Source organism: Burkholderia sp. Ac-20344 (assembly GCF_017104975.1).
Lineage (GTDB): Bacteria > Pseudomonadota > Gammaproteobacteria > Burkholderiales > Burkholderiaceae > Burkholderia.
In genome coordinates this window covers 34302-48492 of the sequence record NZ_JAAGPP010000062.1, presented here as the reverse complement: position 1 = coordinate 48492, position 14191 = coordinate 34302, and the positions used below count along the sequence as shown (strand labels likewise).

Sequence of the window (14191 nt, the reverse complement as noted above, 5' to 3'; positions counted from 1 at the left end):
GTTCGAGCGCGCGGCCGCGAGCCACGGCGCCGGCGTGCGCGGCATCGTGCGGCTCTCGGCCAGCGACGTGATCGCCGTCGAAGTGCTGCCGCCGATTCTCGCGCAATTGCGGCGCAACCATCCGGGGCTCGTCATCGAACTGGTGCCGACCGACCGCATCCAGGACGTGCTCAAGCGCGAGGCCGACATCGCGGTCCGGATGGCGCCGCCCGCGCAGGAAGCGCTCGTGGCGCGGCGCATCGGCGAAATCGACATCGGGCTGTTTGCACGCGACGACTACCTGGCGCGCAACGGCGCGCCCGCGACGATCGACGAACTCGCGCATCACGCGCTGATCGGTTTCGATACGGTCACGCCGTTCATCCGCTCGGCGGGGCGCGGCATGCCGCTGTGGAAGCGCGATGCGTTCGCGCTGCGCACCGACAGCAACCTCGCGCAGCTCGCGATGATCCGCGCCGGCTACGGGATCGGCTTCTGCCAGACCGCGCTCGCGAAACGCGACGCGCGGCTCGTGCGCGTGCTGCCGGACGGGCCCGCGATGCAGCTGGAAACCTGGGTCGTGATGCACGAGGACCTGCGGACGAGCCCGCGCTGCCGCGCGGTGTTCGATGCGCTGGCCGACGGGCTGCGTGCGTACGTGAACGGCGAAGCCTTCGAATAGACGATTCGCGGCGACAACCACGGACGAAATGGGCGAATCGCCCGAACCGCACTACTCGTAGATTTTTCCGGCGAACAGGATGTCCGCCATGCGCCGCCACGGATTGTCGGGCACGTCGTAAAAGCGCAGCCCTTCCTCCGACGCCTCGGCCCAGTCGACCATCGCGTCCAGGTATTCGCCGATCGAGCGGTTTTCCCAGCCGAGCGCGGCATGCGCATACGGCGACGGCGGCACGTCGGCTTCGAGCTGGCGCTCCTTGTTCCAGTCGTGGCCGAGCACGCGCAGGAAATGGATCAGCGAGCGTTCGTCGACCACGCGCTCCAGCGCATCCTGCAGCTTCGCGGCCATCTGGCGTTGCAGTTCGTCGTTCATTTCTTGTCTCCTGGCGCGCCTCTCAGGTACGCGCCGCCGCATGTCGTGCGGCCCGGTTTTACATCAGCAATTGCCGCGACAGCACCTCGCGCGCCTGCGTGACGGTTTCGCGTTCGCCCGGCATCGGCGGCGTCAGCGAAAACACCGCGTCGGGCAGCGGCGGCAGCCGGTATTTCGCGCCGAGCCGCATCAGGCCCTCGCCGATCGCCGACGCGCACAGGCAGCCCACACCGAGCCCCGCCGCCAGCATCGACTGCAGCCCGGCCACCCCCGACGCGCTGTGCACGAGCCGGTACGGCGTGTGCTGCTCGTCGAGCGAGCGCACTGCGACCTGATGCATCATGCAGTCGTCCGGCAGCAGCACGAGCGGCAGCGGCTCGGGCAACGGCTCGGCGAGCGCGGGCGATGCGACCCACGACAGCGGCTCGCGCCGCAGCACCCAGCGCGTATCGGCCGACGCCGGCCGGAACGGCCCGCTCGACAGGTTCATCACCACGCCGAGATCGACCTGCCCGCGCGCGTGCGCGGCCTCGATATCGGCGCTCTTCATCGCGCTGACGTGCAGGCTCAGCTGCGGGTAGCACTCCCTCAGCCGCGCGAGCAGGCCCGCGACTTCGTTGGTCCGGTAGTAATCGGTGATCGCGACGCGCAACTCGCCCTTGATCGCCTGCCCGCGCACTTCGTCGAACGCGGCCTCGTTCAGCGCGACGATGCGCCGCGCGTGCTGCAGCAGCCGCGAGCCGGCCGGGGTCGGCTCGACCCCGCGCTTGCTGCGCACGAACAGCGGCACGCCGGCGCGCGATTCGAGCTTGCGCACCTGCTCGCTGACCGTCGACTGCGACAGGTGCAGCAGCGGCGCGGCGGCCGTCAGGCTGCCGGCGTCCGCGACCGCCGCGAAAGTACGCAACTGATCCAGGTCGAAACCGCGCATCGCCATTCTCCATCCATCGAATAACCCGATGGATGCTACCACCAATTCCCGCTTTTCCGATTCATAGCCACCATCCAGAATGGGGGTCAATCGCCCTTCCCGGGCCGAACCGGCGCTCCCTGCGTCGTGCCCGGCCTGAATGCGGCCCTCATTCCTTCGGATTTGCTTCCATGACGAACGACACCCTTGCCCCCTGCGTGCCGGCCGGCACGGCTGCCGCGGCGACGCCGCGCAGCCACCACGGCTGGGCGCTGGTGGTCCTGCTGGTTGGCGCGATTCTGCCGCCGCTCGACTACTTCATTGTGAATCTCGCGCTGCCGGCCATCCGCGACGGCATCGGCGCGCGCCCGGCCGAGCTGCAGCTGGTCGTGTCGGCGTACGCGTGCGCGAACGCCGTCGTGCAGATCGCCGGCGGCCGGCTCGGCGACCTGTACGGCCGCAAGCGCATGTTCATGATCGGGATGGCCGGCTTCGTCGTCGCGTCGACGCTGTGCGGGCTCGCCGGCAGCGGCGCGGTGCTGGTCGGCGGCCGCGTGCTGCAGGGCCTGTTCGCCGCGATCCTCGCGCCGCAAGTGCTCGCGACGATCCGCAGCGTGTTCAGCCCGCAGGAGCAGGTGCGCGTGATGGGCTTCTACGGTTTCGTGTTCGGCCTCGCGGCCGTGATCGGCCAGCTCGGCGGCGGTGCGTTGATCAGCCTGCATCCGTTCGGGCTCGGCTGGCGCGCGATCTTCCTCGTCAACCTGCCGATCGGGATCCTGGCGCTGATCGGCAGCTGGCGCTTCATCCCGGAAAGCCGGCCGCCGCGCGGCCAGCGCGTCGACGTGCCCGGCATGGCGCTGCTGTCGCTGTTCCTGCTGATGCTCGTCTACCCGCTCACGCATGGGCGCGAGGCCGGCTGGCCGCTGTGGATGGTCGCGTGCCTCGTCGGCGCGCTGCCGATGCTCGGCGCGCTGCTGGCGGTCGAAGCGCGCCGCCTCGCGAACGGTCACGATCCGCTGCTCGACGTGCGCCTGTTCCGCAATCCCGTCGTCGCGCTCGGGCTCGTGCTGGCGTTCCTGTTCTACACGCTGAGCGCGTTCTTCCTGAGCTACGGGATCTACCTGCAGGGCTGCCTGAACTGGTCGCCGCTCGCGTCGGGGCTCGCGATCCTGCCGCTCGGGCTCGGCTTCCTGTCGAGCCCGCTGCTGATGCCGCGGCTCGTCGGCCGGTTCGGCGGCTATCGCGTGCTCACGCTCGGTTTCGCGATGCTCGCGGCCGGCGTCGCGACGGCCGCCGCGCTGGCCGGTGCAGCCGCGCCAGGCCCCGGCTTCTACGCGGGGATCGCGGCAATCGGGATCGGCCAGGGCCTCGTGCTGCCGTCGGTCGTGCGGATCGTGCTCGCGGAAGTCGACACGGCGCGCGCGGGGGTCGCCTCCGGCATGGTCACCGCGATGCTGCAGATCGGTGCGGCGGTCGGCGCGGCCACGCTCGGCGGCGTGTTCTTCGCCCGGCTCGGCGCGCATCCGGCCGCGCTCGATTATGTGCAGGGCTTCAGGACGTCGATGTTCGCGCTGACGGCCGTGCTGCTCGTGTGCGTCGCGCTGTCGGCCACGCTCGGGCCGCTGCATCGGCGGCTGCATGCGGGCACGTAAGCGGAACGGGAATCGCAGTAACGGCAGGGTCTGAAGCGGAAACGGCACAGGTGCGAGTGCAGCCGCTCGCCGGCATCCGGCTCACGCGTGATGCTTGCGTTGCGCGTGGCGCGCTTCCCATTCGGCCAGCTCGACGCGATAGCGCGCAAGCGCTTCGTCGTAGAGATCGAAGACGCACGGCGAGCAGCCGCTGTTGCAGCAATCTTCCAGTTCGGGTTGGATAGGCGGGGTCGGACGGGGATCGTCGACGGACGATTCCGGAGAGGCAGTGTTGGGCACGGCGAAAATCGAATGAAGAGACGTGTTCAGTATAAGCGGATGCTGCACGGCATGCGTGCCGCGCCGGCCATTCCACGTTGCGTCATATCCCCGGAATCGTCACCTGGTCGTGGCGAATCCGGACCTCGCGCGTCCATGCATCGATTTCGGCGATCACCTCCGCAAGCGCGGCGCAGCTCGCGTCCAGACGGTCGACGAAACCCTGCCGCGCATCGCGGAAGACGAAGCCGAGCCGGTCGCGTGCCGTCGTTCGCTGCACGGCGTCGCCAAGCATCTTGCGCGTGTCGTCCCGCTCGTCGACGATCCGAAGCCAGTCCCGCATACCGCACTGCTGATCGAGATCACGGCCGTGGCCGAAATTCCGCTGGCGCGGTTTCGCCGGCCAGCATCGCGCGCGTGACTCGGCGGTACGACATCGCGCTGTATAACGCGCCGGCCATAGCATTCCCGACCGGCGCGCCTGCTCGCAACCCGCGCGCTTACTTCACCGGCGCACCCGGCTTCGCGGCGCCCGCGCCCGCCTTGTCGGCCAGCGGCTGCCACGCGGCACCGAGCGAATACCAGTCGACCCGGCGCGTGAGCGTCATGATGCCGGCGAGGATCGCGAACAGCAGCAGCGAACCGAGCATCAGCGCGTTGTCTTCCGACAGCAGCAGGCCGTAGAGCGCCGCGTACAGCACCGCGAGCAGCGCCGCGAACGTCGCGCCGCGCTTCACGCTGTGCAGCACGAACGACAGGTAGAAGCCGAGCAGCCCGATGCATGCGCCGCTCGCCGCGAGATACGCATACGCGAACTTGATGTGTTCGGACAGGCTCAGCAGCAGCAGGAAGAACAGCGCGAGCGACAAGCCGACCAGCGTGTACTGGATCGGGTGGATGCGCAACCGCTTCACGAGCTCGTACATGAAGAAACTCGCGAACGTGAGCATCACGAACAGCGCGCCGTACTTCGTCGCGCGTTCGGCCTGCAGATAGACGTTCACGGGTTCGATCACCGACACCGACGCCATTTCGATCGCACCTTCCCCGTTGCCGGATGCGATCTGCTCGCGCGCCTTCGTGTTGAACGACGTCACGCGCCAGTTGCCGGTGAAGCCGTGCGCATCGACCGTGCGGTTGTTCGGCAGGAACGCGCCGTCGAAACTCGGATGCGGCCACGTCGACTTCAGCGAGAAATCGTTCTGGTCGCCCACCGGCGCGAACGCGACGGAATCCGCGCCGCGCAGCGGCAGGTCGATGCTGAACGGCACGGCCGCTCCCGCGCTTGCGTCCGCCAGCGCCGCGAGATCGACGTTCGCATGCACACCCTGGCGCAGGCTGTCCAGCCGCGTGCCCTGCTCGACGTCGAAGCGCGCACCGCCGATCCGCAGGTCGGGCTGCGCGGTCAGCCCGCGAATGTCGCCGATGCCGATCGCGACATAGGCATCGTCGACCTTGAAGCTCACGTGGCCGTCCGCCTGCGGCAGTTTCTTCAGGTCCGGCAACGGCAGCGTGCCGGTCAGCCGGCTTGCGAGCTCGTACACCAGCGCCTTGTGGATGCCGCGATAGCGGACGCTGGTCGTCAGCGTGCCGTCCACGTTCAGCGTCTTCGGAAACACGAGCAGGCGTCTGGTCTCGCTTCTCAGGCTCGTCTTCGGTGCGCCGCGGGCCGGCGTATCGTCACGCACGCGCGTGACTTCGGTGTAATGCACGACGAGCACGGGCCCTGCCACCGTCTGCGGCCCCGCATAGCTCGACCAGATGCTCTGCAGCGCGTCCATGCGATACGCGGAGCGTTCCTGCACGATGCTTTGCACCATGTGCAGCGGGATCAGGATCAGCAGCGCGAGAAACGCGGTGATCGCGAATTTGAACAACAGGACTCGATTCATGGCCGACAGGTACCGAAGTAGAAGGGTACGGTCAGCATGAGCGGCCCCGGTGAAGGGCGATTGAAGCGGGTGTGAAGCGAATGTGAGGCGAATGTGAGGCGAACGTGAAGCGCGGTCAGCCCGCCGACGGCAGCGTGAGCGTCGCGCACGCGCCGCCTTCGTCACGGTTCGCGAGCGCGACCTGGCCGCGATGCAGCATCGCGACTTCGCGGACGAAACACAGCCCGAGGCCCGTGCTGCGATCCTGCCCGTCGGGGCGCGGCAGCGAATAGAAGCGCTCGAACACGCGCGCCAGTGCGTAGTCGGGCACGCCGGGGCCGTCGTCGGCCACGCGCACGATCGCGACGTGCGCCCTCCCCGCCGGCTGCCGTTCGAGCGCGATGCGGATCGTGCTGCCCCGCGGCGCGAAATCCAGCGCATTGTCGAGCAGGTTGCCGAGCGCCTGGCGCAGCAGGAACGGATCGCCTTCGACGACCGCCGGATCCGCCGCGTCGATCGCCAGGTTCACGCCGCGCTGCCGCGCGCGCGGCTCGATATCGTCGACGAGCTGTTCGAGCACCGGCCGCAGCGCGACCGGTTCGCGCACCGACAGGCGCTGCTTCTGCTCGACTTCGGCGAGTGCGAGCAGCTTGCGGATCATCTGTTCGAGGCGGCCGGCCTGGCGGCGGATGTTCTCGGTGAAGCGCCGGCGGTTCGCGACCGGCATCTCCTCCTGCAGCAGTTCGGCCGCGCCGCTGATCGCCGCCAGCGGGCTTTTCATCTCGTGCGTGAGCGTGTGGATGTAGGTCTCGACGTACTGCCGGTCCTCCAGCCGCTGATGCATGCTTTCCACCGCGCGCCCGAGCTCGGCCAGTTCGCTCGCGCCCTGCAGCGGCATGTCGGCCCGCTCGCCCGCCGCGATCGCGCGCGCATAGCGCTGCAGGCGCCGCAGCCCGACCACCAGCCACCATGTGCACGCGACGCCGATCAGGATCGCGCCGCCCATCAGCAGCGCGCCGTACAGCATGATCTTGCGCTGGCTGCGCGCGATGAACGGCGCGACCGTCTGGTTCGGCTTCGCGATCGTCAGCACGCCGATGATCTCGTTGCCGCGCCGGATCGGCGCCGCCACGTGCATCACGGTGCTGCTGTCGTCGTTCGGATCGCTGCGCGTGCTGCGTGCGCCGTATTCGCCGCGCAGCGTCCGGTACACGTCGTTCCAGCGCGAATAGTCCTGCCCGACCGCGCGGCCGGTCGAGTCGTAGCGCACGATGCCGTGCGCATCGGTGATGTAGAGACGGTAGCCGATCGCGTTCTTTTGCACGCCCCACACGTTCGCGCTGACCGGGCGTTCATGCAGTTTCGAGAGCTGCCGCGCGAAAGCGCCGTCGGCGATGTGGCCGTTCGCCATGTCGTCGGCGGCCAGCGTCGCGAGCACTTGCGCGGTATCGACGAGCGTGTCCTCCATCGCCTCGCGCACGCCGGGCTTCACCTCCTGCACGAACACGCGCAGCGTGATCAGCGCGGCCAGACCGACGATCAGGAAAAAGCCGAAGAAGATGCGCAGGCCGATGTGCATGGGCGGTGCAGTCGTTACGGTTGCAGCGAATAACCCATCCCGCGATGCGTGCGGATCGGGTCGCGCTCGGGGGCGATCGCGCGCAGCTTGGCGCGCAGCGTCTTGATGTGCGTGTCGACCGTGCGGTCGGCCGAATCGAATGCCTCGTGCCACACGAGGTCCATCAACTGCTCGCGCGAATAGATGCGCCCGGGATGCCGGACCAGCAGCGCCAGCAGCCCGAATTCGTAGCGCGTGAGGTCCAGCGCGTGGCCGAGCCACACCACGCGCGCGCCATCCGTATCGAGCGTGAAACCCGGTGCGATCGTCTCGACTGGTGCCGGCGCAGGTGTCGATTCGGGTGCGGCCGTCCGATGGAAACGCCGCAGGATCACGCGCACCCGCGCGGCCAGCTCGCGCGGCGAAAACGGCTTGATCACGTAATCGTCGGCGCCGATTTCGAGCCCGACGATCCGGTCGATTTCGTCGTGCCGCGCGGTCAGGAAAATCACCGGCACGTCGGAGAACGTACGCAGCCGCCGGCACACCTCGAAGCCGCTGAGATCCGGCAGGCCGACGTCGAGCACCACGAGATCGAAGCGCGCATCGCGCAGGCGGTCGAGCGCCGCCTGCCCGAGCGTGCAGTGGACGGTCTGCATGCCGTCGGTGCCGAGGGCATAGATGATCGTGTCCGCGATCGCCATTTCATCTTCGACGATCAGGATATGGGGCTGATGCATGGTCTCTGGCTGGGCTCGCGCAATCCGGTGCGACATTGTACGCACGGCCGGCCGCGGCGCGAGCCCCTGCCCGCCGCGCTATGCCACGCGGCCCGTCACCGGAATCGACGCGCCCGTGATCGCCTGCGCGTCGGCCGACAGCAGGAAGCCGATCGTCGCCGCGATCTGCTCCGGCCGCACCCAGCGCGTGAAATCCGCGTCCGGCATGTCCGCACGGTTCGGCGGCGTATCGATGATGCTCGGCAGGAGCGCGTTCACCGTCACGCCGCGGTCGAGCAGTTCGGCCGCCAGCGCCTCGGTGAGCCGCGCGACGCCGGTCTTCGCGGCCGCGTAGGCGCCCATCCCCGTGCCGGCCTTGAATGCCGCGCCGGCGCCGATGTTGACGATGCGCCCGGCCGGGCTCGCCAGCAGGTGCGGCAGCGCGGCCTTCGATGCGTTCAGCGCGGTCTTCACGTTCAGTTCGTACATGCGGTCCCACGTGGCGGCGTCGCCGTCGGCGATCGTCTGCCACACGAACGCGCCCGCGATGTTCAGCAGCGCGTCGACCCGGCCGAATTCACGCTGCACGGTATCGAGCGCCTGCACGGCGGCCTGCGGATCGACGAGATCGATGCCGCCGATGCGCAGCGCGTCGGCCGGCACGCCGGGCAGCGCCTGCGCCGCCGGGGCCGTGCCGCGGCCGATCAACGCGACGCGTGCGCCGCGCTCGCCGAGCCACGCGGCCGTCGCGACGCCCAGATGGCCGAATCCGCCGGTGATCGCGACTGCCTTGCCTTTGAGATCGTGTTCCATCGATGTTTTCTCCTGGATCGAGGGTTGCTTGATGATGCGTGTTGATGGGTCATGCCGGCCGCGGCATGCGTGCGCGACCGGCAATTCGCCACAGCGTAGCGCCGTTCACGCATCCGTGCGCACGGCGACGAGGCTGCGGCGGCGCAGTTCCTCCGTCGTTTCGCCCTGGTTGTCCGGTCGCCAGCCCGGCGGCGGCAGCACGAAGCGGATCGCGGTCCACACGTCGCGGGCCGTTGCGACGTCGCGGGCAAGGCTCGCCCAGTGCTCGAGCTCGACGACGAACGGATTGCGCGAGCGGATCGGCGTGACGAGGCCGAAACGGCACGGCTCGTCGGCGGGATAATCGGCAAGCTCGCGACCCTCGTGAGCGGATCGTCCGCCGACGTGCATCGCCAGCAGAGCGCGCTGAAGATCCGCGAGCAATTCGCCGACGCACTCGTGCACGAACTCCGGTCGCAAGGCATCCCCGCGCTGCGCGGCCCGATGCCCGACGGCCGCGACGCGCTGGTGGTCGAAGGCCGGTTCGAGTCGATCGACGCCGGCCACCGCCGCCGCCGCACGCTGATCGGGCTCGGTGCGGGCAAGCGCGAAGTAAAGGCATCGGTCACCGTGTGCTGTTCCCGCCGACGCATGGCGCGCCGCAGCCGCTCGGCACGTTCTCGTCCAGCGCGAACAGCGGCCACCTGCCCGGCATGGTGGAAACCGCCGGCGCGGCGAGGCGAGGCGGCCGCCTCGCAACGTCGGCAGCGGTTGGCGCCGGCCTGCATGGCGTGTCGGAAGCGAAGCACGACACGGTGGCGTCCGATACCGACTGCCTCGCGCGCTCGATCGCGAAGCAGATCGCCACGCAGAACGCAGCGAACGCGTGGCTGCCGACGGCGTCGGCAAGCTGACGCGTCAGGCCGCCGGCTGCGCGGCCCGGCGGGCACGCAGGCGAGCGGCCGGGCATAATGCGCGAGACCGGCCCGACGCCACGCGCCGCGGCCGCGCCGGGCCACCCGACGGCCCGTGCCATTTCCGTCCCGAATCCTGAACCTCAACCCGTCAATTCCATGCAAGTACTCGTCGTAGGAACCGGCAAGCTGGCCAGCGAGCTGCTCGACGCACACCGGCTCGACCCGGCAACCTGTCGCGTGATCCCCTGGTCGGACAGCGCGCGCAACGACGCGCAGCGTAGCGACGACCGAATGATCGTCGTGCATGCCGGTTCCGGCCGCGAGCTCCCCGCCGTGATCGCATTCTGCGAGGCCACCGCATCGCCGCTCGTCGAGCTGTCGACCGGCTCCGTGCTCGAAACCGGCTCGCATGCTTTCCCGGTCGTGCTGTGTCCGAACACGAACATCCTGATGCTCAAGTTCATGAGCATGCTGGAAACCAGCGGCCACCTGTTTCACGACTGCCGGATCAGCCTAACGGAGTCCCATCAGGCCGGCAAGACGTCCGTCCCCGGCACGGCCGTCGGGATCGGCCAGTCGCTCGGCGTGCGGCCGGCAGACATCCGCTCCGTACGCGACCCGGACGTGCAGCGCAGCGAATTCGCCGTCACCGACGATCAGCTTGGCCGCCACGCGATTCACCGGATACGCATCGACGACGGTGCATGCAGCCTGCAGTTCGAATCGCGCGTGGTGGGTGCGACACCTTACGCGGACGGCGTGTCGCGCATCGTCGACGCCGTCCGGCAGCACGACCTCGAGCACCGCCGCTATTCGATCGTCGAGTTCATCCGCAACGGCTGGCTGTAGTCGCGGCGAGACGCGGCGAGACGCGGCGGGCGACACGCGCGCGCCGCGTCGCAGACGTTTTTTGCGCAATGCAAGAAGGGGGGCGGTGCTGATTTGCGTGGATGCCGTCGATCGCCCGATCCGCGACGTCCGGGCCGCCATGAATCTCGCCGACCGGCACCCGACGTCCCGCATCGGCGGCGGTCAAGATCACGCCAGCCGGCTTCGCCGCCACGGCCGCTCGATAAATTCGACGAGCCATCCCCCTTTCGCATTCGCTGGTAAGTTATCGGACGAAGTCCATTCGCAGAGATGGCGCGCGAATCACCGCCGACGTCAACGTCTGAACTGCTACCGTCGACATCCCCCCGACAGGAGAACAACCGATGACCCGCCCCGATTTCATCAAGCACTGGACCGAGCTCGAAGAACCGGAAGCGCATCGCTATCGCGGCGACACCGAGCCGATGGCGCTGGACGCTCCGCTTTCCGCCGCGCTCGGCATCACGCGTATCGGCATTCATCACGTGCGGCTTCTGCCGGGCCGGCGGACCTCCTATCCGCATGCCGAAAGCACCGAGCAGGAGTTTGTGTACGTGCTCGAGGGCAAGCCCGATGTCTGGATCGACGGCGTGCTTTACCCCGTTGCCGAAGGCGAGTCCGTCGCGTTTCCGGCGGGCACCGGAATCTGCCACACCTTCATCAACAACACGCAGGACGAAGTCCGGCTGATGGTGATCGGTGAACGTCCGCGCGACGACAACCGCATCCGCTACCCGATGAACGACGCGTATGAGCTGACCCGCGCGGACCGCTGGGTGGACTGGCCCGCCAGGCCGCTCGGGGACCATAACGGAATGCCGGACTGACGCCTGCGCAGATGCCCTCGGCGGAACACGCCGAACCTGCTGCGCGAGCTCGCAGCAGGCCGACGAGGCTCCCCCGTTCCGCCGGTCGTTACCCGGTCAACCGTCACTCGCTGCCAAGCACCGCTCCGCTCTCGGGCAACGTCGCACCGCCGTCGACGACGATCGTCTGCCCCGTGATGTACGCGGCATCGGCCGATGCGAGAAACAGCATCGCGTTCGCGATATCTTCCGGCTCGCCCATCCGCGCGAGCGGAATGTCGCGCGCGATCTGCGCCGCGACCGACGCGCCGCCGAGATTGCCGGCCGCCGGCGTGCGGATCATTCCCGGCTCGACGCCGTTCACCGTCACGTTGCAGCGCGCGAGCTCCAGCGCCGCCGCGCGAATGAAGCCGTTCACGCCGGCCTTCGACGCCGCGTAGTGCGCAAGCCCCGGATACACGACGCGCGGCCCCGTCACCGACGACGTGACGAGCAACCGCCCCGCGCCCGCCCGCTCGAATGCCGGCAGCGCGGCCTGCGCGAGCCAGAACAGCGCCGACAGGTTGACCGACAGCGTGCGATCGAGCGTCGGCTCGTCGATCTGCGTGAACGGCGTCAGTGGAAAATACGCGGCATTGTGGACGACGGCATCGAGCCGGCCGCCATCGCGCTCGACCGCCGCAACCAGCGCGAACAGCTCGTCACGGCTCGCGGCGTCCACCCGATAGGCGCGCGCCACGCCACCCGTGCTCGCGAGCGCGTCGGCCTGCGCGGCGGCGGCCTCGCCGTTCAGGTCGGCGAGCGCGACGAATGCGTCGGATTCCGCGAAGCGGCGTGCGATCGCCGCGCCGATCCCCTGCGCGGCGCCCGTGACGAGCACGACGCGCCCGCTGAAATCCGCACGCAGGCGGCCGCCGCACGGCACGGCACTCATCGCTGCGCGTCGCCGTCGAGCGGATGCACGGTGTCGTTCAGCACCTGCGCATGAGCGCCGATCGGGAAGTTCGACAGCGTGCCGAAATCGCCGCCCTGATAACCGAAGATCTTGCCGTCGGTCTTGCGCTGCGCGAGGTCGATCAGCACGACGCCGAGCGTCGGCACCACCTTTTCTCGCCACACGAACAGATACAGTTCATCTGCAATCCTGAAGTAATGGCAGCGGTCGACATCGGCCAGTCCGCCTTCGACACCCTGCAGGCACTGCCACGCGTAGAAGTTCTCGTTCAGGTAGATGTGCTCGTAGCATTCGGTCGGGCTGTAGCGGTACATCGTCCGCTTGCCGATCAGCTCGCGCGTGGGCCCGTGCAGCGGCCCCGGTTGCGTGTGACCGCCGAGCGTGCCGTGCCGGAACCCGGCCTCGACGCCCGTCAGCGGCAGCCCGCGCGCAACCCGCGTGAACGCGTCGATGCGCGTATCGGCTTCGGTCGGCAACGTGCCGACGACCGACGTCCACACGCCGCTGTCGAGATCGATCACGAGACTGGCCGACGTCGCGCGGGCCGCCGAATCGATGTAGTCGACGAAGTACAGCCCGTCGCGCAGCCGCGTCACGCGGCACGGCTCGCGGCCGCCCGTGTCGGTCGCCGCATCGCGCCACTGCAATGCGCCGGGCTCGAACGTATAGACGCGCCACGCACCCGATGCGTCGCCGAGCGCAAGCGTCCGCCCGGCGAGCGCGTCGACGGATGCGAGGAGGTTCGCCTCCGGCGCGAAGCCGTCCGCGAGCGCGCCAACCTGAATGAATACCGGATCCTGTCGTTCCACCTGCCGTCTCCCGCGCAGCTTCAGGCCCGGCGGGCCGTGTACGCTGCTCATGTGCACATGGTGCGGGTTGCGCGCGCCGCGCGGTATCGGCCAAAAGGATGAAGGGCGCGCGGCGCCGGAACGCGCTAAAGTGCACGAAATCCGCGCCGCGACCGGCGCGAGGAGCGTACATGCACCGCGTCACCCACTACCGACGGACCGGCGAAGGCATCGAGGCAATCAGCCTCGAATCCGACCGCGCGTTTCCGCGCCACGCGCACGACGAATTCGGGGTCGGCGTGATCGTCAGCGGCGCGCACCGGTCGTGGAGCGGCCGCGGGCAGGTCGACGCACTGGCCGGCGACGCGATCATGGTCAACCCGGGCGAGATGCACGACGGCTCGCCGATCGAGGCCGGCACGGGCCGGCGCTGGCGGATGCTGTACCTCGCGCCCGCGCTGGTCGCAGGCGTCGCGGCGGAAGAAGGCCTCGGCGGCGTCGAGCTGGCACATCCGGCGGTGCGCGACGCACGGCTCGCGGCCGCGGTGAGCCGGTTGCATGCACGCATCGTTGCGGGGGAATCCCAGCCGCTTTCCCGTGACGAAGCGCTCGTGATGCTCGTCGCCGGGTTGCTCGCGCGGCACGCGAACCGCACACTGCCGGCGGCGTGCGTCGCACCGGCGATCCGCATCGCCCGGGAGCGGCTCGACGCGGCGCCGGCTGCCCCCGTTTCGCTCGCCGAGCTGGCCGACCTGAGCGGCGTCAGCCGCTTCCAGCTGCTGCGCGGGTTTGCCCGCGAACTCGGCATCACACCGCATGCCTACCTGATCCAGTCGCGCGCGCGGCTGGCGCGCGCGCTGCTCGCCAGCGGCCTGTCGATCGCCGATGCCGCGGCCGAAGCCGGCTTTGCCGATCAGAGCCATTTAACGCGTGCGTTCGCGCGCCAGTTCGGGATCACGCCGGGGCGGTTCACACAGGCCGTTTGACGCCACCGTCATCCCGCGCGACGGCCACCGCGCGCACAGCCGTCGAAGGCTGCGGCCACATCGACGGCAGCGGTAA

General features: G+C 69.2%; 16 protein-coding genes and 2 pseudogenes. 7 read left to right on the top strand and 11 right to left on the bottom strand.

Features of this window, described 5'->3' with window-relative positions; all coding sequences use genetic code 11:
* A partial coding sequence (locus tag G3N64_RS20115) for a LysR substrate-binding domain-containing protein (protein WP_205785496.1) occupies window positions 1–661 on the top strand: 661 nt, incomplete at its 5' end.
* A 51-nt stretch (window positions 662–712) separates the two neighbouring features.
* Here G3N64_RS20115 and G3N64_RS20110 read toward each other — a convergent pair.
* Together G3N64_RS20110 and G3N64_RS20105 are read right to left on the bottom strand one after the other, a co-directional pair.
* Window positions 713–1033: a hypothetical protein gene (locus G3N64_RS20110; protein WP_205785495.1), complete on the bottom strand. Its 321-nt coding sequence runs from the start codon at window positions 1031–1033 to the stop codon at window positions 713–715.
* Window positions 1034–1091: 58 nt separating this feature from the next.
* On the bottom strand, window positions 1092–1964 hold the full coding sequence (locus tag G3N64_RS20105) for a LysR family transcriptional regulator (RefSeq protein ID WP_205785494.1): 873 nt from the start codon (window positions 1962–1964) through the stop codon (window positions 1092–1094).
* Window positions 1965–2134: 170 nt separating this feature from the next.
* On the opposite strand from G3N64_RS20105, the gene G3N64_RS20100 reads away from it, so the two are divergent.
* Window positions 2135–3595 (top strand): MFS transporter, encoded by a 1461-nt coding sequence (locus G3N64_RS20100; protein WP_205785493.1) that lies wholly within the window; start codon window positions 2135–2137, stop codon window positions 3593–3595.
* 81 nt (window positions 3596–3676) lie between these two features.
* Here G3N64_RS20100 and G3N64_RS20095 read toward each other — a convergent pair whose 3' ends face one another.
* The 7 genes and pseudogenes from G3N64_RS20095 to G3N64_RS20065 all read right to left on the bottom strand — a co-directional run.
* Entirely contained in the window at window positions 3677–3874 is a 198-nt protein-coding gene (locus G3N64_RS20095) for an oxidoreductase-like domain-containing protein (RefSeq protein WP_205785492.1), read from the bottom strand.
* A gap of 82 nt (window positions 3875–3956) precedes the next feature.
* A complete protein-coding gene (locus G3N64_RS20090) occupies window positions 3957–4196 on the bottom strand; it encodes a hypothetical protein (protein WP_205785491.1) in 240 nt (79 codons plus the stop codon).
* A gap of 157 nt (window positions 4197–4353) precedes the next feature.
* The gene (gene creD, locus G3N64_RS20085) at window positions 4354–5745 is read right to left on the bottom strand and encodes a cell envelope integrity protein CreD (RefSeq protein WP_205785490.1); all 1392 of its coding nucleotides are present in this window, start codon (window positions 5743–5745) and stop codon (window positions 4354–4356) included.
* Window positions 5746–5860: 115 nt separating this feature from the next.
* Window positions 5861–7303: a two-component system sensor histidine kinase CreC gene (creC, locus tag G3N64_RS20080; RefSeq protein ID WP_205785489.1), complete on the bottom strand. Its 1443-nt coding sequence runs from the start codon at window positions 7301–7303 to the stop codon at window positions 5861–5863.
* Between the two features lie 14 nt (window positions 7304–7317).
* A complete protein-coding gene (gene creB, locus G3N64_RS20075; protein ID WP_205785488.1) occupies window positions 7318–8022 on the bottom strand; it encodes a two-component system response regulator CreB in 705 nt (234 codons plus the stop codon).
* Window positions 8023–8100: 78 nt separating this feature from the next.
* Window positions 8101–8814 (bottom strand): SDR family NAD(P)-dependent oxidoreductase, encoded by a 714-nt coding sequence (locus G3N64_RS20070; protein WP_205785487.1) that lies wholly within the window; start codon window positions 8812–8814, stop codon window positions 8101–8103.
* A 105-nt stretch (window positions 8815–8919) separates the two neighbouring features.
* Window positions 8920–9150, bottom strand: a pseudogene (locus G3N64_RS20065) (sterol desaturase family protein); the annotation flags it as partial.
* On the opposite strand from G3N64_RS20065, the pseudogene G3N64_RS40430 reads away from it, so the two are divergent.
* From G3N64_RS40430 to G3N64_RS20050, 4 genes and pseudogenes are all read left to right on the top strand, one after another.
* Window positions 9076–9369, top strand: a pseudogene (locus G3N64_RS40430) (DUF4410 domain-containing protein); the annotation flags it as partial. The pseudogenes G3N64_RS20065 and G3N64_RS40430 sit on opposite strands and share 75 nt — an antisense overlap.
* A 56-nt stretch (window positions 9370–9425) precedes the next feature.
* Window positions 9426–9707, top strand: coding sequence for a hypothetical protein (locus tag G3N64_RS39820; RefSeq protein WP_241021114.1), 282 nt, complete (start codon window positions 9426–9428; stop codon window positions 9705–9707).
* A gap of 159 nt (window positions 9708–9866) precedes the next feature.
* Entirely contained in the window at window positions 9867–10559 is a 693-nt protein-coding gene (locus tag G3N64_RS20055) for a dihydrodipicolinate reductase (protein WP_205785486.1), read from the top strand.
* A 365-nt stretch (window positions 10560–10924) separates the two neighbouring features.
* Window positions 10925–11407 carry a cupin domain-containing protein gene (locus G3N64_RS20050; protein ID WP_205785485.1) on the top strand — a complete coding sequence of 161 codons (483 nt, stop codon included), beginning with the start codon at window positions 10925–10927 and terminating at the stop codon, window positions 11405–11407.
* Window positions 11408–11510: 103 nt separating this feature from the next.
* Here the strand turns inward: G3N64_RS20050 and G3N64_RS20045 are convergent, their stop codons facing one another.
* Both G3N64_RS20045 and G3N64_RS20040 read right to left on the bottom strand, forming a co-directional pair.
* Window positions 11511–12320: an SDR family oxidoreductase gene (locus tag G3N64_RS20045; RefSeq protein WP_205785484.1), complete on the bottom strand. Its 810-nt coding sequence runs from the start codon at window positions 12318–12320 to the stop codon at window positions 11511–11513.
* Window positions 12317–13150 carry a molybdenum cofactor biosynthesis F family protein gene (locus tag G3N64_RS20040; RefSeq protein WP_205785497.1) on the bottom strand — a complete coding sequence of 278 codons (834 nt, stop codon included), beginning with the start codon at window positions 13148–13150 and terminating at the stop codon, window positions 12317–12319. The genes G3N64_RS20045 and G3N64_RS20040 overlap by 4 nt, the downstream gene beginning before the upstream one ends.
* A 170-nt stretch (window positions 13151–13320) precedes the next feature.
* Between G3N64_RS20040 and G3N64_RS20035 the strand changes: the two genes are divergently transcribed.
* Window positions 13321–14115: an AraC family transcriptional regulator gene (locus G3N64_RS20035; RefSeq protein WP_205785483.1), complete on the top strand. Its 795-nt coding sequence runs from the start codon at window positions 13321–13323 to the stop codon at window positions 14113–14115.
* Window positions 14116–14191 lie beyond the last annotated feature (76 nt).

Bases quoted from the DNA above. Each gene is read 5' to 3' on its own strand.
- G3N64_RS20070 (WP_205785487.1), bottom strand. From the start codon at position 8,814: ATGGAACACGATCTCAAAGGCAAGGCAGTCGCGATCACCGGCGGATTC.
- G3N64_RS20055 (WP_205785486.1), top strand. From the start codon at position 9,867: ATGCAAGTACTCGTCGTAGGAACCGGCAAGCTGGCCAGCGAGCTGCTC.
- G3N64_RS20105 (WP_205785494.1), bottom strand. From the start codon at position 1,964: ATGCGCGGTTTCGACCTGGATCAGTTGCGTACTTTCGCGGCGGTCGCG.
- creC (WP_205785489.1), bottom strand. From the start codon at position 7,303: ATGCACATCGGCCTGCGCATCTTCTTCGGCTTTTTCCTGATCGTCGGT.
- G3N64_RS20050 (WP_205785485.1), top strand. From the start codon at position 10,925: ATGACCCGCCCCGATTTCATCAAGCACTGGACCGAGCTCGAAGAACCG.
- G3N64_RS20045 (WP_205785484.1), bottom strand. From the start codon at position 12,320: ATGAGTGCCGTGCCGTGCGGCGGCCGCCTGCGTGCGGATTTCAGCGGG.
- G3N64_RS20110 (WP_205785495.1), bottom strand. From the start codon at position 1,033: ATGAACGACGAACTGCAACGCCAGATGGCCGCGAAGCTGCAGGATGCG.
- creD (WP_205785490.1), bottom strand. From the start codon at position 5,745: ATGAATCGAGTCCTGTTGTTCAAATTCGCGATCACCGCGTTTCTCGCG.
- G3N64_RS20090 (WP_205785491.1), bottom strand. From the start codon at position 4,196: ATGCGGGACTGGCTTCGGATCGTCGACGAGCGGGACGACACGCGCAAG.
- G3N64_RS20035 (WP_205785483.1), top strand. From the start codon at position 13,321: ATGCACCGCGTCACCCACTACCGACGGACCGGCGAAGGCATCGAGGCA.
- G3N64_RS20100 (WP_205785493.1), top strand. From the start codon at position 2,135: ATGACGAACGACACCCTTGCCCCCTGCGTGCCGGCCGGCACGGCTGCC.
- creB (WP_205785488.1), bottom strand. From the start codon at position 8,022: ATGCATCAGCCCCATATCCTGATCGTCGAAGATGAAATGGCGATCGCG.